This is a genomic window from Enterocloster alcoholdehydrogenati (assembly GCF_013282095.1).
In the GTDB taxonomy this organism is placed as follows: Bacteria; Bacillota; Clostridia; order Lachnospirales; family Lachnospiraceae; genus Enterocloster; species Enterocloster alcoholdehydrogenati.
Map to the genome: position 1 here is coordinate 472,809 of NZ_BLTJ01000001.1, position 26,054 is coordinate 498,862.

The window sequence follows — 26,054 nt, forward strand, 5'->3', positions numbered from 1 at the left end:
ATTTCACCTCAGTTTAGTTTATGAATGTAGCGCATGGACGAGGAATCCGGTGCAGTTTCAGTAAAGATCTGGTGGAGTTCCCGGATCATCTGCCCCAGACCCATGGTTTCCTGAAAGAGATTTTTGCCCGTGCACCATACATTCCCCTCTCTCACGGCCTTAAAATCAGCTAACAGAGGACTTTTTCCCAGAAGCTCCGCCACCGAAGACAGTTCGCCGTCAATGGTGCTGTTATAAATCAGAACATCTGCGTCTTTGCAGGCACTGTAAAAGGCCTCCATCTGCAGATTCATGGTAGAAAGGGCATTTTCCTCCTCCGGCGCAAGCCGGGGAAGGTACTCGCCTCCGGCCATCTGGATCATCCGAGTCACATAGTCACCAGGCTTTCTCACGTTTACATAGCCTTTCGAGGTCACATAGAAAAAAGCCGCCGTTTTTTGGGATGGGGACTGCTCCTTAAGAGGTTCCAGCGCCTGAAGTTCCCGGTCAAACAAGGCCTTTGCCTCCTCTTCCTTTCCCAGTAAAACGCCGTAAAGCCTGATCCATTCCATACGGCCCAGGGGGCTGCTCTCATAGCTGGATCGCTCTGCCAGCACGGGGATTCCCAGCTTTTCCAGCTGCTCCTTCACCTCCGGGGCATGATAGATCATGGTTGACTCAATGGCAAGGTCACAGCCTTCCGACAGAATAAGTTCATAGTCAGGCGTATTGTATTTTCCCGCATAGACCATGCTCCCGGCCTTAAGAGCCTCTTTTGGAGCATCCAGATACCACCCGGATACATCTGTGCCGGACAGCGTCACCCGATCCACCGCATCCAGGCCCGAAAAAAAGTCCATGGCTGAGGTGGCAGCCAGGTAGATATGGTCCAACGGACGCCGAAGCACAGTGATGTCCTTGGGAAGTTCCTCAGGAACCAGAGACGAAGCCGTTTCTGCGTCTCCTCCTTCCGGGAGCACCAGAAACCGGCCTCCCTCTTTTATGGTAATCAGGTCATAACCGCCCTGATAATGGTCGACGGAAAACTGATCGGCATAAGAAAGCTCCATGGATGATACGGGTTTTTCCCACAGAACCGCCTGTAAAGAGGGCCCGGAACCGGCAGGCGTGCTCCCGGACACCGCTGTCCGGGAGCAGCCTGCCGCTGCAAGGCACAGCCCTGCCAGACAGACCATTCTTACAAAGGCTGCCCTTCTGCGCGGCCTTCTCATTCTCCCACCTCTTTCAGCCCGGCAGATTCCACGATCAGCGTGTATTCAATCTCATGGGGCGTACTCATGGCGATAGTATCGGCGATTACCTTCTGCTTATAGTCAAAAGCTGTAACTGGAATCTCAAACACGGAGTTTCCCTCTGTGTTCTGCTGTTCAAACCGTTCCTCTCCTACCTTCATATAATCATAATTGGGACTGCTCCAGACCAGCGTCACAAGGGCCTTTCCATCCATAATCCTAAGGTTGGCAGGAGATTCCACACCAGCTCTGCCGGAACCGCCCTCCAGGCGCACAACGGCAGTATAGCTCCCATCCTTTAAGCCCAGCGTTTCCACTGTTGTCAGATTTCCTTCCTTAAACGCCTCTGCCGGAAGGGAACCCGCTTTGAATACGAGAGTGCGGTCATACCAGGTTCCCTTCCTTTTACTGAAGGCGCTGCAGGCAACAGCCCTGTCCAGCGCCTCCACCGGAACGGTAAATTCATTTTTCCCCTCCCGGGTGTCCTCGCTTGGAATCCACTGGCTTTCAGATGCTTTTTCCGCGTCCTCCCCGGTTCCCATAAATACCCTTGCATATCCGCTTCCGCTCATGGTCATCCTGGCAGTCAAACTGCCGTCCTTTACCGTCAGCTCACATTTCTCTGCCCGGAACATGGGCGAACTTGAATCCACCTGGATCTGATATATGCCATCTTTAAGCGCTGCAGCGTAAATAGGCTCCATCCCCTCTGCTGCTTCTTTTTGGCGCTCTGCCGTCTCCTGTTTGCCAGCACTTTGAGAAACGGTTGCTCCCGCCTGTTTCTGTGCGCAGCCCGCCCCCGCAAGCACGGCGGCCCCCAAAACAGAGCAGATCCATATTTTCCTGATTTTCATATCCTTTTGCCTCCGGAAAAATCTCCTTATACAGGGCTGCGCCTGATACATTCCCAGTGCAGCCCTCCGTATCCTTAAGTCTTACTTTGTCAGGCTGTCCGCCGCTGCCCTGGCGTGCTCCGCAAACAGATTCCGGATGGGTTCCAGTTCTCCCAGGCCCCTTAATACGCAGGTCACTTCATAGCCGGCCTTCTCAAACTCCGTTTTCCAGGAGCCTTCCTCCTCTCCCGCCATGTCATTGTTGGCATGGTCGCCTGCTACGATCATAAGAGGCTCTAAAACCACCTTTGTATAAGAACCTTCTTTTACAGACCCAAGCACATCCTCTAAAGAAGGCTCTGCCTCTACAGTTCCCACAAAATAATTCTCAAAGCCCCCTGCCCTTAACATCTCCTGCAGCCTTGCATAGACCTGATTGGACTCTGCCTCCGTGCCGTGGCCCATAAAGCAGACAGCCGTCTCACCGTCATCATATTCCCTGGTTGCGTCGGTAATCGCCTGGATCACAGCCTTAAAATCATCCTCCGAGGTCAGAAGCGGCTCGCCTACGGCTACCTGCTCAAAGGCATCCGCATATTCCGCCGCCTCATTCACCAGATCGGTGTACTCTAAGCCGTTCATCAGGTGGGTAGGCTGGATCACCAGCGTTTTAACGCCGTTTTTTACCGCCCGGTCCAGTGCCTCTTCTACATTGTCAATGGAAACGTCATCCCGCCTTTTTATATGGTCAATGATCATCTGGCTGGTAAAGCCCCGGCGCACAGAGCAGTCCGGCATGGCCACCTCCATGGCGTCCTCGATGGCCCCTATTGTCTTTCTCCGGCTGTCGTTATAGCTGGTGCCGAAGCTCACCACCAGCAGTTCCTTTTCTCCGATCTCATCCTGATTGCGCGGATCATCCAGTGTGGCGTCTCCGGTATCGTAGTTTTCCTCATCCTCGCCGGCTTCACCGGATGTCTGGGTCTGCAAAGCCGTCTGCGCTGCCCTGGAGGCCTCCGTTTGATCCCCGCTCTCAGATGTCTTCGGGGTTCCTTCTGTTTCCTCCACAGAGCCGGACGCCGCATTCTGGCTGCCGGAGCATCCCGCTGCCATTCCTGCCGTCAAGGCTGCCGCCGCAAAGAGTAATGCTGCTTTTTTCAGTTTCATGTTCTGTTCCTCCTTGTCACAAGACATAATCCTTATGTATCGGTTGGCAAGGTATAGGAATCCATTATCTCAAACCGGAGTGAAGGCAGACTGCCTCTGCTCCGTTCTGAGTCAGAGGTCTTTTGGCGCCTGGGGCCGTCTCTTGGCAGCCGCGCGCTCTTGACCGGCACGATCAATGGCTCGTGATCTGGAAATGATTTCCTGTACCAACAGCCGGCAGGTTTCCTGACTTGCCGATCCGCACATAAAGACTGCCTTCCCAGCCGGCCCTTTCAGGAATTTTCCGAAAGGACGTTTGCCAGTGACTGACCCTTTCCATGTCTTTATGCTCCCGGTTCACAGTGACGAGATCGTACAGGATTTCCACCTGCTTCCCTTTTACCCCCAGATCCCGGCAAACAGGATCCGCGGCACCGGCTGCTCTTAACTCGATATACGCTTATTCTATCATCAAATACCCTAAAATGCAATCGGCCCATCATGCCCCTGCTATTTTTAAGTAACTATTCAGCCATACGACAATTTGTGCTGCAGGCTAACCTGCATAGGCATATTTTTCTGCCTTTATGCGTTCTTTATGTGTTTTTGTGTAAAATGTGTTAATTCTTCATTAAAATGCAGGGTTAAATATTGATTTTTTACTAAATAACCATAAAATCATCATGATTTGACATAAAATATTACTAATAGTTTTCACTTTTTGCAATGTATAATAAACATATACAGTGAAGGCCGGAAACGAAAGGAACCGGCTGGGAAGGAGATTTTCTTATGGCAAATGCAACAACTGCAAGAAAAATAACAACACAATCTGCAGAAAACTTCGGTTTTCGGGATAAGCTGGCTTATGGGCTGGGCGACTTCGGCTGCAACATGAGCTTTGCGTTAAAGGGAACGCTGACTCTGTTCTGGACTCAGTTTATGGGGATCAACTCTTATGTAATGGCCTCTCTTCTGCTGTTAGTTCAGATCTGGGACGCTATCAACGATCCGGTGATCGGCGCTCTGGTAGACTCAGACAGGCACACCTACAAGCGCAACAAGTTCTTAGCCTACATCTGGGCCGGCGGTCTTGGCCTGACCTTTGCTGGCGCACTCTGTTACATCCCCTGGACAGGCGCTCCGGCAATGGCAAAAAATATCCTCTTTGTAGCCGGCTACATCATCTGGGACGCATTTTATACCGTAGCAAACGTGCCTTACGGCTCCATGCTTTCCCTGATCTCTGCGGATCCCGTACACCGGGCGCAGCTGTCCAGTTTCCGTTCCGCAGGAAGCATCGCAGGCTCTGTATCCACCAACATCCTGCTCCCGATCCTGATCTACGACGCAAGCAACAACCTGCGCGGCGAGCGCATCTGGATCATCGCTCTTGGAATGGGCCTGATCGGTCTGGCCTGTTTCCATTTCATGGTTAATAATACCAAGATCCGTGTAAATACCACAATTACCTTAAAAGAGGACGCGCCCAAGTTCAACGTTTTCAGGGCCGCCGGACACTTTATGCGCAACCGGGCCGCTGTAGGCGCTACTCTGGCTCCTGTGGGTAATTTCATCGGAATGTACGGGGCTACGGTAGCATCTCAGATCATGTTCCAGTCTTATTTTAAAAACGCACAGATTTCCGGTCTGATCTCCCAGATTGCCTACATCGGAACCTTCCTGTATATGCCTTTTATCGCCAAGATCGTAAAACGCTTCGGCAAGAAGGAGGCCATCACCGCAGGCGCTCTTCTCAGCTGCCTTGCTTACATCCTGATGCTGGTTCTGCCCATCACTCCCGACGGAAAGGGAATTGCCATGTTTGTTGTCTGCCAGCTTTTAAACGCCCTTGGAAACGGCATCGGAAACTGCTTAAGCTGGTCTCTGATGGCAGACGCCATGGATTACGAGGAATGGAAGTTCGGCACCCGCAACGAGGGAACCACCTATGCGCTTCATTCCTTCTTCCGCAAGCTGGCACAGGGCCTTGGGCCTTCTCTGGGCCTGGTAGCTGCTACCATGCTTGGTTACAACGCCAGCCTTCAGGCTGCCCAGACTCCTGAGGTCGCCTTAAATATGCGCTATCTTGTAGCTGCTATGTATCTGCTTGGCGCAGTCGTTCAGCTCATCGCTTACGGCCTTGTATTCAATCTGAATAAAAAGACCATGGCTCAGATCGAGTCCGACCTGGCAGCGAGAAAAAACGCACAGTAAACACATAAAAATGCAAGCTGATGCCCCGGTCCGAATTATCCGGCCGGGGCCTCTTCCTCATTATTGCATTGAACAGCAAAATATGGTATATTACAAAAAAACAAGAGAGGGGGGAAATCTATGCTCATTGATGCAATGACTGCACTGCGCAAGCTGATGGCTGTTTACAACGTTCAGGTAACGCCGGTAAAGCCCCCGTTTGCAGAATTAAAGCAGTTTGATCTGGGGCTTAGAGCCGGACTGGCACCCGGTTTTGACTGGCAGAAGTTTGGGGAAGATCTTCTGTCTGATATCCGGCCGGGTACGCTGACCTATGGAGAGGACTCCTTTCAGATGGTCTATGCGGTATTCTGCCCGCCCGGCGAAGAATCAAATGGAGAGGGATGTATCATTGGCCCCTGGCAGCGGGAAGTCAAGACAGCGGAGCAGCTTTTTTGGACCGAGAAGGAACTGGGGAGCCAGACGGCCGCTATTGTAAGGGAATACTGCAGCAATATTCCCTCTGCCGGAGTTGAATTTGAACAGGTGATCCTGACGGCAGTGGGGATGATGTTTCCTGAGGGTGAGTTAAAAGCGGTATATGAAAATCATTATCTGCCCTTTTATTTCCGCCCTGACCAGAAATATTTTAACGAACCCATGGCCCGCCAGGAAATTTCCTTTGTTATGCTGGAGCAGCGCTATCGGACAGAAAACCAGCTTCTGGACGCGGTAGCAGCCGGGGACGAAGAGACCGCGGAAAAAATATCCCAGCAGATGAACCGGTACAACTACGGCGGACGGTTTCAGGGAGACGTCATGGCGGTGCGGCATAAGCTCATCATCTTAAACACGCTGTTTCGCAAAAGCATTGAACACTGCGGCATCCATCCCTATTATATCGATGAAATTTCCGCCCGTTTCGCTGTTCGCATCCAGAATATGACCCTGGAGGAGGACAGGGAACTGATTCAGGAGATGATCCGGGAATACTGCGCTTATGTAACAAAGTATTCTCTGGAAAACTACTCCTCTGTGGTTCAGAACGCCATTCACCAGATCTGTTTCCATCTAAACGGCACCCTTTCCCTAAAACGGCTGGCAGAGCTGTGCCACATCAGCCCCAATTACCTTTCCAACCTTTTTAAGCAGGAAACCGGCGTCACCGTGACGGATTATATCAATACCCAGCGTATCCAGCTGGCGGCCAAGCGGCTGTGTACCTCCAATATCTCCATCGCCGACGCGGCAGAGGAGGTAGGGATCCTGGATGTGAACTATTTTACAAAACTGTTCAAAAAAGTGTTCGGCATTACTCCTACCTCGTACCGTAAGGAAAATGCCTCCAGAAAACGGGAAAAGCGGGCGGATCAGAACGCCTGATACGCCCGCAGAAAGGTTTTTACCCGTGCAGCTCTTCTATTTCACCAAAGGCGGACTGTTTCATACGGTCCGCTAACTCCTTTCGGATAGACAGAGGATCCTCAAAAACCAGTTTCTTATCCCACACCAGGCGGGTTCCGGCCACATACACATCCCGGACATTGGAGGCCCCTGCAGAATAGACCAGGGCGGAGTAAGGGTCATACACGGGAAACATATTGAGGGAATCCGTTTCAACCAGCACCATATCTGCCTCTTTTCCCGGCTCAATAGAGCCGGTTTTTTTATCCAGCCCCAGAACCCTTGCGCCCTGACAGGTCGCCATGGATACAATATCCTTTGCGGGCATGGCGCTGCGGTCGCGGCTCTCGTTTTTCTGAAAACCGGCGCACAGGCGCATCTGGGTAAAGAGATCCAGGGTGTTTCCGCTGGCAGGCCCGTCTGTGCCAAGGCCTACGGGAACTCCCTCCTTTAAAAGTTTAAGCACAGGAGCCACGCCTTTGGCGGCCTTTGCGTTGGAACCAATACAGTGGGAAATCCCGCTGCCCTTTTGCTTTAACAGGGAAATATCGCCGTCGGTCAGATGGATCCCGTGGGCAGCCGCTGTATGGCTGTCAAGGACACCCGTGCGGTCTAAGTATTCTATGGGGGTGCAGCCGAAGGTTTTGGTCAGCCAGGTCAGTTCGTAATCCATTTCCGCCGCGTGAAGGGTAAAGGGCACATGATTCCTTCTGTCCATTTCCCAGGCCTTTTTAAGGCTCTGCGGGCTGCAGGTATTGGTGGCATGAGGGGCAGCGCAGCCGCTGATCCTGGGGTGATGCTTATACGCCTCTATAAGCTCTCTGGCTTTCCCAAGGGCGGTATCTGCGTCCGGTGCATCGCATCCCCCCTCATCCATCACGGTCTGCCCCGCAATCCCGCGAATGCCGGTCTGATCCATGACAGCGGCCACAGACTCTTCAAAATAATACATATCCATAACCGTTGTTACGCCGCAAAGAAGGAGCTCGCATATGGCATAGCGGCTGGAAAGAGCAGCCATATCCCGGTCCATGGCTTTTTGCTCCATGGGAAGAAGAAAGACTCTCAGCCGATCCTTACAGTCATCTCCCAGTCCTCTGAAGGGAATCATGCCAAGATGGCAGTGGGTATTGATCATACCGGGCATCAGGATCCCTCTCTGACCGTCCCGTATCTCCCAGCCGGTGCGCTCCAGCTCCTCCTTTGTATCTTTGAGGGAGCCTGCGGGGCCGACTTCTGTAATTTTCGTTCCTTCTATTTTTACATAGCCCTCCGTGTATACGTTCCTCTGCACATCCATGGTGACGACAATGACATTTGTGATTATGGTTTTCATCGGTTTTCCCTCTCTTTTGGAAATTATTCCCATTCTCTAATGATAGGCCGCTGCTAACTCCACCCGTTTCTGGGTTTTCACATCCAAAAGCCCCCGATCCGTCAGCTTCAGTTCCGGGGATACGGGGAGCGCCAGGGTAGACATGGACATGATCTCATTGTTGTTTTTGTAGCCCAGGCCAGCCATAGCGGCTCTTACCCGTCCAAGGGAGCCGGAAAGCGCCTCAATTGGGCCGTCATTTATGATACCGCCTACATTCAGCCGTGCCTCGCCCAGACATTCTCCCTGAGAAAATACGGTGTATCCCCCTTCCAGCCTGAGGATATGCCTCTGGGCCAGAATCATATCCTCAGGGGAGGTTCCCAGCACCAGAAGGTTGTGGCTGTCATGACACCAGGTAGTAGCGGCGGCTCCCGGCTTTGTAAACGCCCCTTCTACCAGGCCGCAGCCGACATTTCCATTCTTTCCGTGGCGCTCATAAAGAACCGCAAGGCTCAGGCCGGCTTCCTGCCAGCAGATGCGTCCTTCTTTTACAGGAATCACACGCTGTACCTGTCTGGTGGCTGTTCCAAAGGAATGGATCTGCATCACATTTGCAGTGACCGCTTTTGCATCCGCCGGGGCTTTTAAGATAAAATCCTCTAAGACCGCAGGACGGCAGTGGACAGAATGGTAGAAGTGAGACGGAAAAAGCGGGGTATTCTTCTCTCCTTCCCCTTCTTTGAAGCCAGCAGCCCAGGCCAGCCTTCCGCTTTTTACCACGGCAGCCGGTTCCATTTCCTCCAGCCCCTTAAGCAGAATAAAATCAGCCAGCTTTCCCGGACCGATCATCCCGCGGTCATCCAGGTGCATCCTTCTGGCCGGGGTATATGTAGCGCAGTAGATGGCCTTCTCCACCGGTATCCCCGCGTAAACGGCGGTGCGGACAATGTGGTTTAAATGGCCCTGCAGCAGCTGATCGGGCATAGTATCGTCGGTGACAAGGGCTATGTTTTCATAAAGACCGTAACGGCATACCGTATCTGCATTTTCCGGGGTCAGGGACTTTTTCTGCAGCTCCAGAAACATTCCAAGATCCGTTTTTTCCAGAATCGATTCCGGAGTCTGCTGGGTGTGGTCCCCATCCACGCCTTCATAGATAAAGCGGTTTAAATCTGCACCGGACAGTCTGGGGCAGTGGCCCTCAATGCGAATGTCTCTTCCCCTGGCTTTGCGGCAGTGACGGATCATACGGCGAATCTGCGTATCAGAGCCGTCCTCCGGGGCCAGCTGCTTAAAATTCATGACCTCGCCCAGACATAAGGTGTACGGGTTAAGGAGAAGCTCTGTGGCGTCCTCCTCCGTGATGCAGGCTCCGGGGGTCTCAAGGCTTATGTGGGTAGCCGGAACACTGGATGGAATAGCCCAGAAGATGTCTAACGGCGTTTTCTGAGACCAAAAAGCCTCAATACCTTCCATTCCAAAGACGTTGGCGATCTCGTGGGCGTCCGCTACTATGGTAGTGGTACCGTGGGACAATGCCACAGGGGCAAAACGGGCCGGACAGGTCATAGAACTTTCGATGTGCATATGGATATCAATGAGGCCGGGGATCATGTATAGACCGGAGGCATCATAGACAGGAACCGAGGGATCGGACAGGGGACCGCCGGGGGCAAGAACCGAATAAAACCGGCCGTTTCGGACGGCTACATCCCTGATTTCAAAACATTGGCGGAAGGTCTGAAAAACATTGGCATTTTTTATGATGTAGTCTGGTGTCATGGAATGATGGCTCCTTTGGCAGAAAATAGTTTAAACCAAGAACGGGCCCCGATAAAACAGTCCCGGCAAAAAACTGCCTGCAAGCAAGCTTCACGTATGTTTTTGCCGGGACTGTTTATACTGTCCTCATTCTTTGCATTTAATTGTTGATGATCCGGTTCCACTGGTCGATCCACTGGTTGAGAAGCGGATTTACAAAGCCGTAATCCAACACCTTTGCGTTTTCTGCCGCAGCCCCGTATGTCATGTTTTTGGACTCCTCCTCTGTGAAGCTGACCTTCTTATTGGTAGGAGCCTCGTTCAGAGCTTTGCCGGTCTTTGTCTGCAGTTCCTGGCTCAGGCGATAGTTGAGATATTCATAGGCCAGTTCCTTGTTCTTGCAGTTCTTTGTGATGCTGATGGTGTTAAAATTGGCATATGTCTCTTCAGGAGTGATATACACAAGATTCGGATTTGCCGCCTGGATGGTGGGTACGCCGAAGTCACCCACTACAGCGGCTGCCACCTCGCCGGAGGTAAACATATTGATCAGGTCGGAGGATTTTGTATAAGTCTTTACCAGATTTGGCTTTAACTCCTCCAGTGCCTTAAAGGCCGCGTCACCGTTATCACTCTTAATGTCTGCTCCCGCATGGTCGCTGGCCATATATACCATAGCCGGACCGAAGGTAGTTGTAATCTCTGGAATGGATACTTTGCCGGCCAGCTCCGGTTTCCACAGATCGTCAAAGCTTGTGATCTCAAAGCCTGTGGCCTCAGGATCATACATAATGCCGATGCTGTTAATGGTGTAGGGAACCCCCTGGCCATTTTCCGCCAGGGTTTTGGCTGCGCCGATCAGGTCTGCGGCATTTTCGATTTTGCTGAGATCAATGGTATCAAAGAGGCCTTCCTCCACGCCCTTGGCGGTCATGGCCTGAGACAGCTCGATCACGTCGATCGGGGTCTCGCTGTCCGCCTTCAGCTTGGTATAACGGTCATTGGTGCCGCCGGTCTCCGTGACGATCTGGCAGTTAAATTCCTGCTCAAACGGCGCGTAGACCTCCTCTGCGGAAATATCCTCACTGAGACCATAGGTAGAAAGAACCAGCTTCTGTTTTCCTCCTGCCTCTGTATTTCCTCCCTCAGACGCCCCGCTGCAGGCGGTTACTGTTACAGCTGCCGCACACAGAACGGCCGCCAATACTCTCTTTTTCATAACTTTTCTCTCCTTTTTTATTCTGTAGTTAACGGCGTACCAGCACCAGCTTATCTTCCGGCAGATACAGCCGTATGGAATCGCCCTCGGAAAATACGGTTTCTGTGTCCATATTCACCTTCAGGACGCCTGCCGCCGTTCCTACCTCATACTGATAGCTCTTTCCCAGAAAAGTGCGGACGCCTACGATGCCGGTCAGCACATTTTCCTGCTGATTTGCTCCTGCCAGACGGATATCATCCGGACGAATGGTGCCTGCAAAAGCACCCTCAGGACACTCCATAGCCGCCTTAAAGCGGCTGCCGTCTCCCGCCTCATAGAGTCCCTCTGCACACCTGGCAAGATCCAGGAAATTCTCAAAGCCGATAAAGCGGGCTACAAACTCGGTTGCAGGTCTTTTGTAAATATGCTCCGGAGTATCATACTGTTCGATCACTCCGCCGTTCATAACCGCCACTTTATCTGAAATGGAAAAACATTCCTCCTGATCATGGGTGACAAACAGGGTGGTGATTCCAAGCTTCTTCTGAAGGCGCTTGATCTCCACTCTCATGCTGATGCGCAGCTTTGCGTCCAGATTGCTCAGAGGTTCATCTAAAAGCAGAAGCTTGGGTTCAATGACCAGCGCTCTGGCAAGAGCCACTCGCTGTCTCTGCCCGCCGGACATTTCCTTGGGAAAACGGGAGGAAAGCTCTGTCAGCCCGCAAATCTCAAGAATATCCTTTACTTTTTTATCGATCTGCGACTTGTCCATCTTCCGGGTGCGGAGGCCAAAGGCCACATTATCGTATACAGTCAGATGGGGAAACAGCGCGTAGCTCTGAAATACGATGCCGAAATTGCGCTTGTGGACCGGAACCGTTGTCATATCATTCCCATCCAAGGTGAAGGTTCCTTCCCCAGGCTCGATAAAGCCTGCCACTACCCGCAGAGTGGTGGTTTTTCCGCAGCCGCTGGGGCCAAGGAGGGACACCAGCTCGCCCTTTTCTACCGCCAGATCCAGTCCCTTCAGGATCTGTTTCTTTTTATCATAGCTGACGCCGATTTTCTCTAATGTCATAAATGCCATTTGTTTTATCCTCCTATTTCGCCAGTGAGGCGATACCCAGCGTCCGGTCCACAATGACCATGATGATAACTGTAGCTGCCATCAAAAGCACGGAGACCGCGGAAACGGTAGGGTCGTAGTTATATTCAATATAGTTCATCAGTGTGGCCGGGAAGGTGCTGACGCCAGGGCCTGTCAGGAACATGGATACCGGGATATTGTTAAAGGAATTGATAAAGGCCAGCATAAAGGCCGATGAGATGCCGGAGGTCACATTAGGAAGGACAATCTTGAAAAATGCACTTCCCTTTGGACAGCCCAGGCTCCATGCCGCCTCCTCAATGGAGAAATCAAACTGCTCCATGGCAGACCCCACTACCCGGATCACATAAGGAAGCGTCACCAGGAAATGGCCGGCCAGAAGGCTTACCATCACCGGAAGCCGGAAGGTCAGAATCAGAAACTGATACAGGATAAAGCCAACCACAATCCCCGGCACAATGGTAGGTGACAAAAATACGGAGCGCAGAAGCTGTTTTCCCCGGATTCCTGACCTTGCAAGGGCATAGGCCGCCGGAACTCCCACCAAAAGGGCGATAAAGGTTGCCAGAAAGGCTACCTCCAGGCTGGTGAGGAAGGAACGGCGGAAGGATTTTAATGTAAATACGTTCCCGAACCATTTCAGGGAAAAGGAGTCAATGGGAAAGGTGATGGCGCTTCCGCCTCCAAAGGCCGTCACTGTAATGATCACCAGAGGGATCATGAGAAACAGAAATACAAGGACTGCATATAATGTCAGCCACCGGTTCTTTTTCATTGTTTTCCTCCTCTTCTGTCCAGTCTGGCCGCCAGGGCGTTAAAGATACGGATCACAGCCAGGGTAATGACGATCATAATCAGGGCCACCACGGAGGCTCCGTTCCAGTCTCCTACGGACATGGCTCTCTGGTAAATAAGGGTTGCCAGCACCATGTTGCTGTTTCCGCCTAACAGCTGCGGCGTGGTGTAAGCGGTCAGTGTGCCGGTGAATACCAGAATGCCTCCTACGATAATGCCGGGAAGGCTCATGGGAAAGATTACCTTCATAAAAGCCTCAAGCCGTCCTGCCCCCAGGCTCTGAGCCGCTTCCATCATATCGTCATCGATATTTTCCATCACGCCGGTGACTGTAACGATCATCAGCGGCAGAAACAGGTAAACCGAACCGATGATGATGGCAAAATCGGTGTATAGCAGCTTCATGGGCTTTTCAACCACATTGAGGGCCATTAAAAACCGGTTGATCATCCCGTTGCTTCCTAAAATGTTGATCCATGCAAAGCTTCGGATTACAGAGTTCGTCATCATGGGGAAGATAGACGCTGCCAGCAGCAGCCCTCTCCACTTCTTGCCGCACCGGCTGATAAAATAAGCGGTGGGGATCCCTCCTGCCATACAGATAGCCGTTGTAATCACCGCGATCCGCAGGGTGCGAAAGAGGATCTTCCTGTAATACTCGTCCTGAAAAAACTGCACATAGGAACGAAAGGGGGCGTCTCCCTCAGTAAATGTAGGAGCCAGCACGGTTACAAGGGGCAGGGCCAGACACACCAGCAGAATGATAAGCCCTGGGGCCAGCATCATCCACGTACTGCTTCGCTTCATATTCTTCCTCCATCCTGTTTGTATTTATTAACTATGCTAATTTTTAAAACTAAATTTATTATAAAAAGTAATACAAAATACGTCCAATACATAATTTCTATATTTTTTATGCAGTAAAGCTATGGTATACTTGTTTATAAACAGCCTGTCCCATTCTAAGGGGCTGGCAGTACAGAAAGGAAATCCCCATGGATCTTAAGGAAGCACGGTATATCCTGGCCATCGCGCGCCACAAAAGCATCGGAAAGGCAGCAGAATCCCTTTTTATCTCTCAGCCGTCTTTAAGCAAGTATTTAAAAAACCTGGAGCAGCAGCTGGGAGCGCCATTATTCTCCCGTCTGGAACAGGGCTACGTCCCCACCTACATGGGGGAGCGGTATCTCTATTATGCAGAGCAGATTGCGGCCTTTGGCCAGGAGTGGGACCAGGAATATGAAGACATCACCCGCAGAGCACACGGCCGGCTCAATATTGCTGTTCCCATTATGCTGGGGAGCACGCTTTTACAGCCCACACTGATGGAATTTCACCGGATTTATCCCCATGTAACTGTCAATATCATGGAAGAAGTCAGCTTTGTGGCGGAGCAGACCCTGAAAAATACCTCCATTGACCTTACGATTTATAATGTCCATACGTTTCCAAAATTATTAGAATACCAGGTGATCCGCAGAGAGGAAATCGTACTGATCCTGCCTGAGAGCCACCCCCTGAAATGCGAAGCCCAAAAAAAAGAGGGCTTTTCCTATCCATGGCTGGATCTGAAAAAGCTCTCTCATGAAAATTTTATTCTTCTTTACCCCGACCAGAATACGGGCGGCATTGCAAGGGATCTCTTTGCCCGGTACGGGATCGACCCAACGGCGCTTTTGCATACGCGCAACAGCCAGATGTCCATCAAGCTGGCCATGGACGGCATGGGAGCCGCCTTTGCCCCGGCCAGCTATTTTCACTACATGGCCGAATCCAGGGCCGACCGGCCGGGCTGCTACTCCATAGGAGAGGAACCAGTATCCATCATGACCATCGCAGCCTGCCGTCCAGGCCGGTATATGCCAAAGCACGTTAAGGATTATATAGAACTTCTTAAAGCTTATGCCCTTCCGTTCCATACACCTCAATCTGGGTCAGAGCGGGGAACGGAGACGGATCGTCTGCCTTGATCAGTTCCGATAAGCGTACCCAGGTAATCCCCTTTCTGACCACAGAAAACGAGTGCGCTTTCTCACTCTTTTCCATCTCCACAATCTCGGCTGTTCCGTCGGAGAAGGTCAGAGTTGCCCGTACCCACCAGTTATCGTGGGGGAAATCGGCTCTGGTCCACAGGCGAATCCTGTCCACATCTACCGGACGGCCGAATTCCAGCAGAAACTCTGCATCGTCTCTTCGATTGATGCCCCAGGACTCATAGGGCCAGCTTCCATGGCTTAAGGTTGCGGCAACACCGTCGATGGCGTTGCGGGCCGCAAATACGGATTCTCCCCTTGTCTCCACATTGGCGGATGCGTGGGGATAGCAGCCGCGGTCTCCGTGCTGATCCATCACATTTTTTGCCAGATTGCGGTAAGCGCCGGTCTCATAGTCAGCCGCCCTGCGGCAGGTCAGGTAGTGGCGTTTACCGGTAAAGCACTTGGGATTGTAGGAAAACTTCTTTTCGTGAAAGGGAATATCGTAGGTAAGTTCCTTTTCTGTCATGTATACCAGCGACTCATCCATGGCATCGTCTGCCCGGACTGTATAGAATTTTTCCCTCTCAGGGAAATGGAACCGGATGGTATCTCCTTCCTCGTATACATCTTCAAAGGCAAGCACCGCTTCCTCCGCATCCTGCGCAAATGCCTTTGTACGGCCCAGCCAGTCCAGCACGCGGATGGAAACAGAATTGTCCGCCGTTTCCTCTGTTTCCCCGGCCGGAACCCAGGAAGCGATCAGCGTCATATTTCCCGTAAACCGGCAGATGCCATGGCCTGCAGGAACAATGAAATGGGAGCCTTTTTTTACAGGGATTCCATCTGCCGTGCCTTCTCCCTCTAAAACGCTTACATTGGCAAACCCCTCCGTAAACTTATGCTGCCACTGGCCGTGAACCTCATATTTTTCTACGGTATAGAAATGGCAGGTCTCCAGATGCTCTATGTGTGCCCCCTCTGTCTGAAGGGATTTTCTCTGATCTTGTGCAGGGACAAAGGGAGCCTTTATCACATCCAGACTTTCTTTCACATGAAGCTTTCTCAGTTCGCCATTCCACTTTCTGTCATAATCGTAAACACGGTAGGTCACATCGCTGGACTGCTGCGTCTCTAAAATTACGGTTCCCCCTTTGATGGCATGGATGCAGCCGGGATTGATCTGGAAAAAATCACCCTTATGAACCGGAACCTCCCGGATCAGCCTGCTCCAGAGTCCCTGTTCTACCATCTCTTTTAACTCTGCCTCATCCTTTGCGTGGTGGCCGATGACAATGGAAGCCCCCGGCTCACAGTCTGCGATGTACCAGCACTCTGTCTTGCCCAGAGAGCCATTTTCATGGGCAGTGGCGTATGTATTGTCAGGATGAACCTGAATGCTTAAATCATCCCTGGCGTCAATGATCTTTATAAGAAGGGGGAAACGGTCTCCCAAACGGCCGTCCTCATTTCCAAAAAGCTCTGGATGTGCTGCCCACAATTCAGACAGGCGCATTCCCTTGTACTCTCCCTCTGCCACTTCACAGTCCCCGTTTTCATGGGCGCTGATGGCCCAGCACTCGCCGGTATGGCTGCCTGGGATATCATAGCCAAACTGCTCCTTCAGCCTGCTCCCGCCCCATACGGCCTCTTTAAATACAGGATTCAAAAACAATAATTCACTCATTTTTCTACACACCTTTCTCTTATTCCCCAGCCAGACGGCCCCATGGTCTGTCACAGCTGGGAGATATACCTATTTATCTTAGCCGTATGAGAGACGTTCGTCAAGGGCTATTCTTTCCTTTTCACGGTTTCGGTCATTGACAGAACGGCTCCTTCATGCTATCATTCATAGGATTTAAATGACCATCTCGCCCTGATCCCTACGAACTTCCGGGAAGGTGATATCTGTGAGGTATTATTATGGAGCTTCTTCAATTAAGATACTTTCTGACTGCGGCAGAATACCAGCATATGACAAAGGCGGCAGAGCATCTTCAAATCGCCCAGCCGGCACTTTCCCAGGCAATCCACCGGCTGGAGGCCGAACTGGGAGTGCCTTTGTTTGAGCGCAAAAGCCGCAGTATTGAGTTAAATGATGCCGGGCGCTTTCTGCAAAAGCGGCTTATCCCCATCATCAACAGCCTGGATCAGATCTCTGCCGAACTGCAGATGGGAAAGGAGCAGGCCATCCACACCATCCGGCTGCGGCTTTTGTCCGCCTCGGCCCTCATTACCAACCGGATCATCGCCTTTCGCAGCCTGCGGCCCGATGTGAATTTCCAGCTGTATCAGACCTCCGACCAGTCGGACGACTACGATCTGTGCGTATCGGCCAGACGGGCGGATATGCCTTCCCAGCCCAACGAACATCAAATGGTGATGCTGGAGGAGGATCTGTATCTGGCCGTTCCCACCCATTCCCCTTATGGCGGCCGAAGCTCCATCCGGCTTACAGATACCAGGGATGCCGGATATATCTGTCTGGCCGGTTCCCGGCCCATACGCCAGATCACAAACAGCTATTTTATGGAAGCGGGATTTTCTCCAAGAATCATTTTTGAAAGTGATACCACGGAGTCGGTGCGCAATCTGATCGCGGCCGGTATGGGGATCGGTTTCTGGCCCCAGTATTCCTGGGGACCGCTTCCCTCGGAATGGGATTCCCAGGGCGGCTCTCCTGTGAAGCTCCTTCCCATTGAGGGCCAGACCTGCCGCCGTCAGATTACCCTGACACGCTCTCCCAAAAGCCTGGATAAACCCATATTGACCGACTTCTGCAGCTTCCTTGTGGGAAATTCACGGTGGCTTTAAGTCTTTTACAGATCCTGCCGTCTAAGGAGGTATTTTTGCTTAATGATGAACCTGCTTACTTATGTGGTCCTTCCCATATACACAGTTCTGCTTGCCGCAGGCTATAACTGGTTTACCTTTAATTTCTCTGTGATCGGATATTCCCTTGGACGCAGGGATGCCTTCCTTTTCTGGGGGCTTTTAGTGGGAATCTGCTATGGCAGGACTTTAAGCTCCATATCCGGCTCCCTGACGCGGCTCCATCTCCTCTCTGCACGCGGCCAGACCCTTTTTAAGGTCTTTATCCCCCTTGACCTTTTTATCTTATTCTGCGCTGTCACTACCCCTTATCTTCCGCAGGTCTTTCCCTTAAAAGCCATTCTGCATATCCTGTTTGCCGCTGCAGCTGCCATTTTGCTTTTACTGTTTCTGACCGGACTTACCTGGCGGCTTTCCCGGAAAGACCCAAAATGTTCCCCCAGCTTTTACTGCTGTCTTGCAATCGCCGCCGTTTCTGTCCTGCTGTTTCTTCTGGCGGGGATCGTCAGCAGTTCTCTTGAGATTTTTTTCACCCTCTCCACCATATGGCTGACAGACTATTTGAAAAAACAGCTCCTGAATTCAGCACAGTAACCCATTTCTTCCCCGCTCTGCTCTGGAAAAACGGAGAGTTTTTCCCATACCCTCCTGCAAAAACACGCCCCGGAAGGCAGATTGCTTCTGCTTTCCAGGGCGTGTTTTATCATAATATGATCTCCAGGACATCCTACAGTCCATTGTAATGCGCGCCTTTTTGCTGGCTTACGCGCAGACGGGTCAGCGCTCTCGCCATAGAGGCCTGGGACATTTTGTACTCCGCAATGCTCTGCTTCTGGCGCAGCTGCTCCTTCGCTCTCTCCAGCGCCTGTTCTGCACGGATCCGGTCGATGTCCTCCGGCCGCTCCGCCGTATCCACCACAACGGTCACACGGTTATTGACTACCTGTACGATACCGGCGCCTACCACCGCCTCCTGCTGCTCACTGCTGCCAGGTACACGGAATCTGAGCACTCCCTCTTTAATCGCAAGGATCATAGCCTCTCTGTGGGGCAGAATGCCCAGCTCACCGTCATAGGCAGGAACCACCAAAGCTTCGCAGTTTCCTTTATAAAATACATGGTCACTGGCTATGACCTTCAGCCAGAATGTTGACATATGACTGCTCCTTCCTAAAGCCGGGAGCAGGAAGCATTAAGCTTCCTTTGCCTCCATGGCCTTTGCCTTTTCCACTACCTCATCAATGGTTCCCACGTTAAAGAAGGCTGCTTCAGGATAAGCGTCCATCTCTCCGTCGATAATCATCCGAAAGCCCCGGATCGTCTCCTTTACAGGCACATACTTTCCAGGTACGCCGGTGAAGTTCTCTGCCACATGGAAAGGCTGAGATAAGAATCTCTGGATCTTTCTTGCCCGGTTTACCGTCAGCTTATCCTCCTCGGACAGTTCCTCCATACCAAGGATAGCTATGATATCCTGCAGTTCCTTGTACTTCTGAAGCATCTGCTGCACCTTATTGGCAACCTCATAATGTTCTTTTCCTACCACATCCTCCTCCAGGATACGGGAGGTGGACTCTAAAGGATCCACCGCAGGATAAATACCCTGCTCTACGATCTTTCTGGAAAGAACAGTGGTAGCGTCCAGATGGGCAAAGGTAGTAGCCGGCGCAGGATCCGTCAGGTCATCCGCAGGCACATAAACTGCCTGTACAGAGGTAACGGAACCATTCTTTGTAGAAGCGATACGCTCCTGAAGCGCGCCTACATCCGTTGCCAGGGTGGGCTGATAGCCTACAGCGGAAGGCATACGTCCCAGAAGGGCCGATACTTCGGAGCCAGCCTGTACAAAACGGAAAATATTATCGATAAACAGCAGCACGTTCTGATGCTGTACGTCACGGAAATACTCTGCCATGGTCAGGCCGGTTTCCGCCACGCGCATACGCGCCCCCGGCGGCTCATTCATCTGGCCAAATACCAAGGCCGTCTTTTTTAATACGCCGGACTCGCCCATCTCCGTCCATAAGTCATTTCCCTCACGGGAACGCTCTCCTACTCCGGTAAAAATGGAATAGCCGCCGTGCTCGGTAGCAATATTTGTAATCAGTTCCTGGATCAGCACCGTCTTTCCTACGCCGGCTCCGCCGAACAGACCAATCTTTCCGCCCTTTGCGTAGGGAGCTAACAGGTCAATGACCTTGATGCCTGTCTCCAGCATCTCAACCACCGGACTCTGATCCTCAAATGAAGGCGGGTCTCTATGGATTACCCATTTTTCCTCATTCTCAAGGCTTTCACCGCCGTCAATGGTATCGCCTAGGACGTTAAAAAGCCGTCCCAGGGTTTTCTCGCCTACCGGTACACGAATGCCCGCTCCCGTGGCCTCTACCTCCATATCCTTATGCAGGCCGTCGCTGGATGCCAGCATAATGCAGCGGACAACTTCGCCTCCGATATGCTGGGCTACCTCCATAACGCAGCGTTTGCCGTCGTTATCCACTACAAGGGCGTCCTGGATATGAGGAAGGTCACCATTTTCAAATGCCACGTCAACCACAGGTCCCATGACCTGTATGATCTTTCCTTTATTCATGGCTGCCTCCTTAATCTATCGTTTCTTTTTCTGTGCTTTCGCTCCGCCGATGACCTCGGTAATCTCCTGAGTAATAGCGGCCTGACGCACACGGTTATATTCAATGGACAGCTCATTTAAAAGCTCTCCCGCATTATCGCTGGCCGACTGCATTGCCATCATCCTGGCATTCTGCTCACTGCAGAAGGACTCTACAAGAGAGCCAAAGATAAAGCCGGTCACATAGTTGGGCACCACATGATCCAGCACCGCCTCCGGCGACGGAACCATGCGGATGTCCTCCAGATGGATATCCGTGGGAATGACGATGTCGCTGAAATCTTCTTTTTTAAGAGGAAGCAGCTGCTCCATGCGGGCTTCCATCTTCATGGAATTGATCATTTCTGTGTAAATGATCCACACCTCATCCAGCTTTTTATCCATATAATCTTCCAGCACCCGGGAAGAAATCATTCTCGCCCGGTGCATGGAAGGATTCTGGACTGTATAGTGGAACTGCTCTTCCACCGGCATATGTCTGGCGGCAAAATACTGACGTCCCAGCTCTCCCACTACATAGAGATGATTATTTTCACTCTTTTCCATCCAGGCATGAGCCATTTTCAGGATATTGTGATTGTAAGCGCCTGCAAGGCCCTTGTCGCCGGTAATGACGATCAGGCCCATGGAGCGCTTTTTCTCCGGAACCTGCTGCCTCCGGTCAAAGAATGGATGCTCATTTACCTCCATATGGCGCAGGATACGCCGAATCACGTCCTGCATGGTATAGAAATACGGCTCTGTATCCGTAAGGAGCTTCCTGCTCTTTTTCAGCTTGGTGGAAGAGATCAGGTACATGGCATTCGTGATCTTACGTGTATCCTGGATACTTTTTATACGGCTTTGGATCTCTCTTGCGTTTGCCATACTGCCTCCTTAAACTCTTTCGCTGCGGCTATGATCTGTTCTGACAGCTCATCGCTTAAGACCTTCTTCTCCTCAATCTCACGTCCAAGTTCGGGATGCGTTTCATCGAACCATGCCAGCATATCCATCTGGAATTTCTTGATCTGCGGAACATCCACGGTGAGCATCACCTTATGCGTAGCCGCGCAAAGCGTGATTACCTGCTCATGAAGGGACAGCGGACGGCCCAGAGGCTGCTTTAACAGCTCCATCAGACGCTTTCCGTATGCCAGCTGCTCCTTGGTGGCCTCGTCCAGATCAGAGCTGAACTGGGTAAATACCTCCATTTCACGATACTGGGCCAGATCGATACGGATGCTTCCGCTGGCCTTTTTCATGGCTTTCGTCTGGGCTGCGCCGCCTACACGGGATACGGAAAGACCTACATTTACCGCAGGACGCATACCGGAGAAGAACAGGTCGCTCTCCAGAAAGATCTGCCCGTCCGTAATAGAGATCACGTTGGTAGGGATATACGCAGATACATCGCCCGCCTGTGTCTCAATGATCGGAAGCGCTGTGATAGATCCGCCTCCCAGAGCGTCATTTAAACGGCTGGAACGCTCCAGAAGTCTGGAATGAAGGTAAAATACATCGCCGGGGTACGCCTCACGGCCCGGGGAACGTTCCAGAAGCAGCGACAGCGCACGGTAAGCCACTGCGTGCTTGGACAGGTCATCGTATACAATAAGGACGTCTCTGCCCTGACGCATGAAGAACTCTGCCATAGCGGTTCCCGCGTAGGGAGCGATGTACTGCAGAGGAGCCGGATCGCTGGCAGTGGATGCCATAACAATGGTGTAGTCCAAAGCGTCATTCTTCTTTAACGTGTTTACCAGCTTAGCGACCGTAGATGCCTTCTGGCCGATGGCTACATAGATGCAGATCACATCCTTGCCCTTCTGGTTTAAAATGGTATCCATGGCGATGGAGGTCTTGCCGGTCTGGCGGTCTCCAATGATCAGCTCACGCTGGCCTCTGCCAATAGGGAACATGGAATCAATGGCAAGAATGCCGGTTTCCATGGGAACACCTACGGACTTACGCTCAACAATGCCGGGAGCCTCCTGCTCTACCGGAAGATATGCCTCCTCCTTTGCAGGTCCCAGGCCATCAATCGTGTCGCCCAAGGCGTTTACCACACGGCCTAAAAATTCATTTCCCACAGGAACTCCGGCCCTCTTTTTGGTCCGTGTAACCTTGGTTCCTTCTGTGACCCCTGTATCCTTCCCAAAAAGGATGCAGCCGATCTCATTTTTGCGGATATCCTGAACCATGCCCCGGACTCCGTTTTCAAATATAACAATCTCTCCATACATGGCGTGGTCGATACCGTATACGATGGCAATGCCATCGCCCACCCAGATCACAGAGCCGGTTTCCCGGGTGCGGCCTGCATGGGCATCGTAATCCTCAATCTCGCCTTTTACGATGGAGATGATTTCCTGAGAACTGATTGTACTCATATCATGACTCCTATCCCGCTACGCGCTGAAAAGGTCAGCAAGCTGCTCCTTCAGGCTGTAGTCATATTCCATATCCCCGGTGCGAAGGACGAAACCGCCCAGCAGCTCCGGGTGTGCAGCCATGGTAAGCTGCACTTCCTTTTTTCCATACTCTCTGCATAAAAAAGCCTTGATTCCTGCAATCTGGGCTTCATCCGGCTCTGTCACATAAAGCAGCTGGGCCTTTAAAATACCCTTTTCATCTCTCCTGCACTGTTCCCATACAGAGAATACATCTTCCATCTGCCCGATGCATCCCGCACCGCAGGCTTTTTTTATAAAAGAGGCCATAGACAGTGAAAATTCCGGTTCCTTCCATATCTTATCAATAACAGCCTCTTTTTTCACCGCCGTAAGGCCAGGATCTGCCAGTACCTGCACCAGCTCCGGATTTTCCTTAAGGATACGGCCTGTCTCGTATACCATATCCTCCGGCAGCTTCAGTTCATACAGGACTGCTCCGTATAATCTTGCCTGATCAGTCATGATTTTCTCCTGCGCCTGCTATAAATGCGTCATACCGCTTTTTGTCATGATCTGCGCTGCTTTGTTCTGCTAACAGCTTGGCCGCTGCCGTCATGGCAAGGCCGGTGACAGACGCCCGAAGATCATTAAGAGCTTTCTCACGCTCTGCATCCATGGTCTTTCTGGCGGCATCCATGGTTTTAGCGGCATCCTCATCTGCTTTCTTTACAATACGATCATATTCGCCCTGTGCTTTTTCCCTGGCCTCAGCCACGATACGATCCGCTTCCTCACCTGCGTTTTCCAGAGATGCGGCGTACTGGGTCTTTAAGGCTTCCGCCTGGCTTTTAGCCGTGCTGGCAGCATCCAGATCCTTTTCCACCATCTGTTTTCTCTGCTCCAAGATCTCCATTACAGGTTTCATAAGGAAGTGTCTCATAAAAAGCAACAGCACCAGAACATTTATGATGGTAAAAGCGATATTCCAAAAGCTTATATTTAACATATTCAAATGCCTTTCTGTCTGCTTTTTCTCAGGTTACTTCCTGCCGATTATGAGAACAGAATGATCAGAAGGCTGATTACAAAGCCGTAAACAGCGGTTGCCTCTGCAAGGGCGCATCCAAGAAGAAGAGACTTTGTGATCTTTCCGTCTGCCTCAGGCTGTCTTGCGATAGCGTCTACTGCCTTAGAAGTTGCCAATCCGATTCCAACTCCTGCTCCGATACCTGTAGTAACTGCCAATCCTGCGCCAACTGCGATTAATCCTGACATAATGTTGATCTCCTTTTCATTTTTCTTTTTTAGTAATTTGTTTTTTAAGAAGCGCTGTTTACTCAATCGCCTCTTTTATATATAAGGATGTGAGGAATACAAAAACATACGCCTGTATTGCTCCATCAAATATATCGAAGTATCCGCTGAAAGGAAGCGGTACAATAAGCGGCAGCAGATTCTTGATCAGCGCCATAACGACCGTAGCGCCCATGATATTTCCAAAAAGACGCATACATAAGGACAGGGGCCTGATAAAAATTTCCAGCACATTGATCGGCGCTACCGCGGGAAGCGGTTCTGCGAATCCCCTGATCCATCCCTTCACACCTTTTTTGCGGATGCCCGCAGCCTCTACCAGCACAATACTCATCACTGCCAGAGAAGCAGTTACATTAAGGTCCTTCGTGGGAGGCTTAAAGCCCAGCAGACCGATCATGTTGGAGATCAGGAGATATACCATCACAGTGATCATATATGGTATGTACGCCTTACCCTCCTCACCCAGAAGATCCAAAAAGAAGTTATAGACAAAAGAAAATGCGCTCTCTACGGCCGCCTGTCTGCCGCTTATGTTCCTGACCTTAAGGTTCCTTACCATGATCAGGGAGACAATCATTATAACAGCCATGATGATCCAGGTGACTACGACTGATTCCAGTACATCGATTCCGCCAAAGAGCGGAATAGTAAATACGGTCTTGCAGTCCAGCTCCTCCATCAGTGACTCCACTAAATGCTCCAACTTCTCTCACCTTCCTTTCTTATTTTTAAACAGTTTCATCTGTTGTTTCATTTCGGTGCTATTATAGTCACCTGTATTCATCATTTCAAATACAGAAATTGTTATCAATTCATAACTTTTATATTATGAAAATAAAATATGCATAATTTTTCAAGATTCCTTTCTGAATATTTTGGATTCTTTTCAGTAAAATTTTCTTTATACAGTAAAATTTTTTCATACCCGTTTTAAAATTATCTGAATTACAGAGAGGTTCAGAAATGTATTTTTATAGATACAAAGGCAGGGCAGACCGGTATCTAGCACAGGGCCTTTGCAAGCCGTATAAATTCTTCCATCTCCGGCGTTTTCCACTTATTCTTATGATAGAAGATCTGTCGGTGCATCTGAAGCTTGAATGCGGGGACGTTGAGAACGGTCAGTTTCTTTTCCTCAATGCTTTTGTGCACTGCAAAATAGGGAAGATAGGTGATCCCCCTGTTTTCCCGCACCATCTGTATGATGAACTCTGTGTTGCTGATCTCTAAAAAAGGAGTCAGCGACCTTCCCTTTGATTCCAGAAACTGATCCAGCTCTCTTCGGTAATTCTCGTCCCGCTCCGTCAGAAGAAACGGTTCTTCCAAAAGCTCATCCAGAGAGATCTCCTTTCGGTCTGCCAGGTGAAACCGGGGCGAGGCCACAAACATAACCGGCTCCGGCACCTCCATCACCTTCTCCCATCGGTCGCTGTAGCGGGAACGGTCTAAAAGATAAATCAGATCCAGCTGATTATGCTCCATCTTATTGATCAGTTCTCCCGGAGAATCGGTGGTGATCCGAATGGGAACATCGGGATGATGCTCTCTGAAATACTGCAGGATAGGCGGAAATTTTGAAAAGCAGATGGAGGTTAAGGTTCCTATATGAAGAGGACTCTTTAAGCCATCCTCTTCTTTCTTCAGATCCCTGGCAATCTGTACCTGCTTTAAAATTTCATCCGCACATACGGAGAAACGCCTGCCCTGGGAGGTAAGCGCCACCCTCTTCCCCATGCGGTCAAACAGTTTAAATCCCAGTTCTTCCTCCAAAAGACGGATCTGCACCGTAATAGCGGACTGGGAATAACCCAGCACCTGGGCCGCCTTTGAAAAGCTTCCCAGCTGGGTAACGGTCACAAAGGACTGTATCTGCCGTACCTCCATGATTCCTCCTTTCCTGCTCTTTCAATCTGCAGTGTTGTTATGAA

General features: G+C 51.1%; 24 protein-coding genes, 1 pseudogene and 1 riboswitch. Of the genes and pseudogenes, 5 read left to right on the forward strand and 20 right to left on the reverse strand.

Annotated elements, in window-relative coordinates; genetic code table 11:
- Positions 1-8 precede the first annotated feature (8 nt).
- The 3 genes from HW447_RS02240 to HW447_RS02250 form a co-directional block, all read right to left on the reverse strand.
- Entirely contained in the window at positions 9-1,211 is a 1,203-nt protein-coding gene (locus HW447_RS02240; RefSeq protein ID WP_176253678.1) for an ABC transporter substrate-binding protein, read from the reverse strand.
- Entirely contained in the window at positions 1,208-2,086 is an 879-nt protein-coding gene (locus tag HW447_RS02245; RefSeq protein ID WP_176253679.1) for a hypothetical protein, read from the reverse strand. The genes HW447_RS02240 and HW447_RS02245 overlap by 4 nt, the downstream gene beginning before the upstream one ends.
- 81 nt (positions 2,087-2,167) lie before the next feature.
- Positions 2,168-3,232, reverse strand: a complete 1,065-nt coding sequence (locus HW447_RS02250; protein WP_176253680.1) for a sirohydrochlorin cobaltochelatase — start codon at positions 3,230-3,232, stop codon at positions 2,168-2,170.
- Between the two features lie 198 nt (positions 3,233-3,430).
- Positions 3,431-3,665: riboswitch (cobalamin riboswitch) on the reverse strand.
- A gap of 338 nt (positions 3,666-4,003) precedes the next feature.
- Here HW447_RS02250 and HW447_RS02255 point away from each other — a divergent pair.
- Together HW447_RS02255 and HW447_RS02260 are read left to right on the forward strand one after the other, a co-directional pair.
- Positions 4,004-5,428 carry an MFS transporter gene (locus HW447_RS02255; RefSeq protein WP_176253681.1) on the forward strand — a complete coding sequence of 475 codons (1,425 nt, stop codon included), beginning with the start codon at positions 4,004-4,006 and terminating at the stop codon, positions 5,426-5,428.
- Between the two features lie 120 nt (positions 5,429-5,548).
- On the forward strand, positions 5,549-6,790 hold the full coding sequence (locus HW447_RS02260) for a helix-turn-helix domain-containing protein (protein WP_176253682.1): 1,242 nt from the start codon (positions 5,549-5,551) through the stop codon (positions 6,788-6,790).
- A gap of 19 nt (positions 6,791-6,809) precedes the next feature.
- On the opposite strand, the gene HW447_RS02265 is transcribed toward HW447_RS02260, so the two are convergent.
- From HW447_RS02265 to HW447_RS02290, 6 genes are all read right to left on the reverse strand, one after another.
- The gene (locus HW447_RS02265; protein ID WP_176253683.1) at positions 6,810-8,147 is read right to left on the reverse strand and encodes an amidohydrolase; all 1,338 of its coding nucleotides are present in this window, start codon (positions 8,145-8,147) and stop codon (positions 6,810-6,812) included.
- A 36-nt stretch (positions 8,148-8,183) separates the two neighbouring features.
- Positions 8,184-9,911, reverse strand: a complete 1,728-nt coding sequence (locus HW447_RS02270; protein WP_176253684.1) for an adenine deaminase C-terminal domain-containing protein — start codon at positions 9,909-9,911, stop codon at positions 8,184-8,186.
- 139 nt (positions 9,912-10,050) lie between these two features.
- Positions 10,051-11,109: an ABC transporter substrate-binding protein gene (locus HW447_RS02275; RefSeq protein WP_176253685.1), complete on the reverse strand. Its 1,059-nt coding sequence runs from the start codon at positions 11,107-11,109 to the stop codon at positions 10,051-10,053.
- A gap of 28 nt (positions 11,110-11,137) precedes the next feature.
- Complete coding sequence (locus tag HW447_RS02280; RefSeq protein WP_176253686.1) at positions 11,138-12,178, reverse strand: ABC transporter ATP-binding protein; 1,041 nt, start codon at positions 12,176-12,178, stop codon at positions 11,138-11,140.
- A 13-nt stretch (positions 12,179-12,191) separates the two neighbouring features.
- Entirely contained in the window at positions 12,192-12,974 is a 783-nt protein-coding gene (locus tag HW447_RS02285) for an ABC transporter permease (RefSeq protein WP_176253687.1), read from the reverse strand.
- Positions 12,971-13,801, reverse strand: coding sequence for an ABC transporter permease (locus tag HW447_RS02290; protein ID WP_176253688.1), 831 nt, complete (start codon positions 13,799-13,801; stop codon positions 12,971-12,973). The genes HW447_RS02285 and HW447_RS02290 overlap by 4 nt, the downstream gene beginning before the upstream one ends.
- A 188-nt stretch (positions 13,802-13,989) precedes the next feature.
- Between HW447_RS02290 and HW447_RS02295 the strand changes: the two genes are divergently transcribed.
- Positions 13,990-14,964, forward strand: a complete 975-nt coding sequence (locus tag HW447_RS02295) for a LysR family transcriptional regulator (RefSeq protein WP_176253689.1) — start codon at positions 13,990-13,992, stop codon at positions 14,962-14,964.
- Here HW447_RS02295 and HW447_RS18355 read toward each other — a convergent pair.
- Together HW447_RS18355 and HW447_RS18360 are read right to left on the reverse strand one after the other, a co-directional pair.
- Complete coding sequence (locus tag HW447_RS18355) at positions 14,888-15,739, reverse strand: carbohydrate-binding protein (protein ID WP_334296802.1); 852 nt, start codon at positions 15,737-15,739, stop codon at positions 14,888-14,890. The genes HW447_RS02295 and HW447_RS18355 overlap by 77 nt on opposite strands.
- Positions 15,722-16,654 (reverse strand): annotated as a pseudogene (locus HW447_RS18360) (type I phosphomannose isomerase catalytic subunit); the annotation flags it as partial. The pseudogene HW447_RS18360 and the gene HW447_RS18355, both read right to left, overlap by 18 nt.
- Before the next feature lie 239 nt (positions 16,655-16,893).
- On the opposite strand from HW447_RS18360, the gene HW447_RS02310 reads away from it, so the two are divergent.
- Positions 16,894-17,784 (forward strand): LysR family transcriptional regulator, encoded by an 891-nt coding sequence (locus HW447_RS02310; protein ID WP_176253690.1) that lies wholly within the window; start codon positions 16,894-16,896, stop codon positions 17,782-17,784.
- A gap of 42 nt (positions 17,785-17,826) precedes the next feature.
- Positions 17,827-18,396, forward strand: coding sequence for a hypothetical protein (locus tag HW447_RS02315; RefSeq protein ID WP_176253691.1), 570 nt, complete (start codon positions 17,827-17,829; stop codon positions 18,394-18,396).
- A 133-nt stretch (positions 18,397-18,529) separates the two neighbouring features.
- Here HW447_RS02315 and atpC read toward each other — a convergent pair whose 3' ends face one another.
- From atpC to HW447_RS02360, 9 genes are all read right to left on the reverse strand, one after another.
- On the reverse strand, positions 18,530-18,958 hold the full coding sequence (gene atpC, locus HW447_RS02320) for an ATP synthase F1 subunit epsilon (protein ID WP_176253692.1): 429 nt from the start codon (positions 18,956-18,958) through the stop codon (positions 18,530-18,532).
- 36 nt (positions 18,959-18,994) lie between these two features.
- Positions 18,995-20,395: a F0F1 ATP synthase subunit beta gene (atpD, locus tag HW447_RS02325; RefSeq protein WP_176253693.1), complete on the reverse strand. Its 1,401-nt coding sequence runs from the start codon at positions 20,393-20,395 to the stop codon at positions 18,995-18,997.
- 15 nt (positions 20,396-20,410) lie between these two features.
- Entirely contained in the window at positions 20,411-21,301 is an 891-nt protein-coding gene (gene atpG, locus HW447_RS02330; protein ID WP_176253694.1) for an ATP synthase F1 subunit gamma, read from the reverse strand.
- On the reverse strand, positions 21,268-22,806 hold the full coding sequence (gene atpA / locus HW447_RS02335; RefSeq protein ID WP_176253695.1) for a F0F1 ATP synthase subunit alpha: 1,539 nt from the start codon (positions 22,804-22,806) through the stop codon (positions 21,268-21,270). The genes atpG and atpA overlap by 34 nt, the downstream gene beginning before the upstream one ends.
- Positions 22,807-22,824: 18 nt before the next feature.
- Positions 22,825-23,331, reverse strand: a complete 507-nt coding sequence (locus HW447_RS02340) for a F0F1 ATP synthase subunit delta (RefSeq protein ID WP_176253696.1) — start codon at positions 23,329-23,331, stop codon at positions 22,825-22,827.
- Positions 23,324-23,815, reverse strand: a complete 492-nt coding sequence (gene atpF / locus HW447_RS02345; protein WP_176253752.1) for a F0F1 ATP synthase subunit B — start codon at positions 23,813-23,815, stop codon at positions 23,324-23,326. The genes HW447_RS02340 and atpF overlap by 8 nt, the downstream gene beginning before the upstream one ends.
- Before the next feature lie 47 nt (positions 23,816-23,862).
- Positions 23,863-24,084: an ATP synthase F0 subunit C gene (gene atpE / locus HW447_RS02350; protein WP_176253697.1), complete on the reverse strand. Its 222-nt coding sequence runs from the start codon at positions 24,082-24,084 to the stop codon at positions 23,863-23,865.
- A gap of 58 nt (positions 24,085-24,142) precedes the next feature.
- The gene (locus HW447_RS02355; protein ID WP_176253698.1) at positions 24,143-24,829 is read right to left on the reverse strand and encodes a F0F1 ATP synthase subunit A; all 687 of its coding nucleotides are present in this window, start codon (positions 24,827-24,829) and stop codon (positions 24,143-24,145) included.
- 299 nt (positions 24,830-25,128) lie between these two features.
- Positions 25,129-26,010, reverse strand: coding sequence for a LysR family transcriptional regulator (locus HW447_RS02360; RefSeq protein WP_176253699.1), 882 nt, complete (start codon positions 26,008-26,010; stop codon positions 25,129-25,131).
- Positions 26,011-26,054 lie beyond the last annotated feature (44 nt).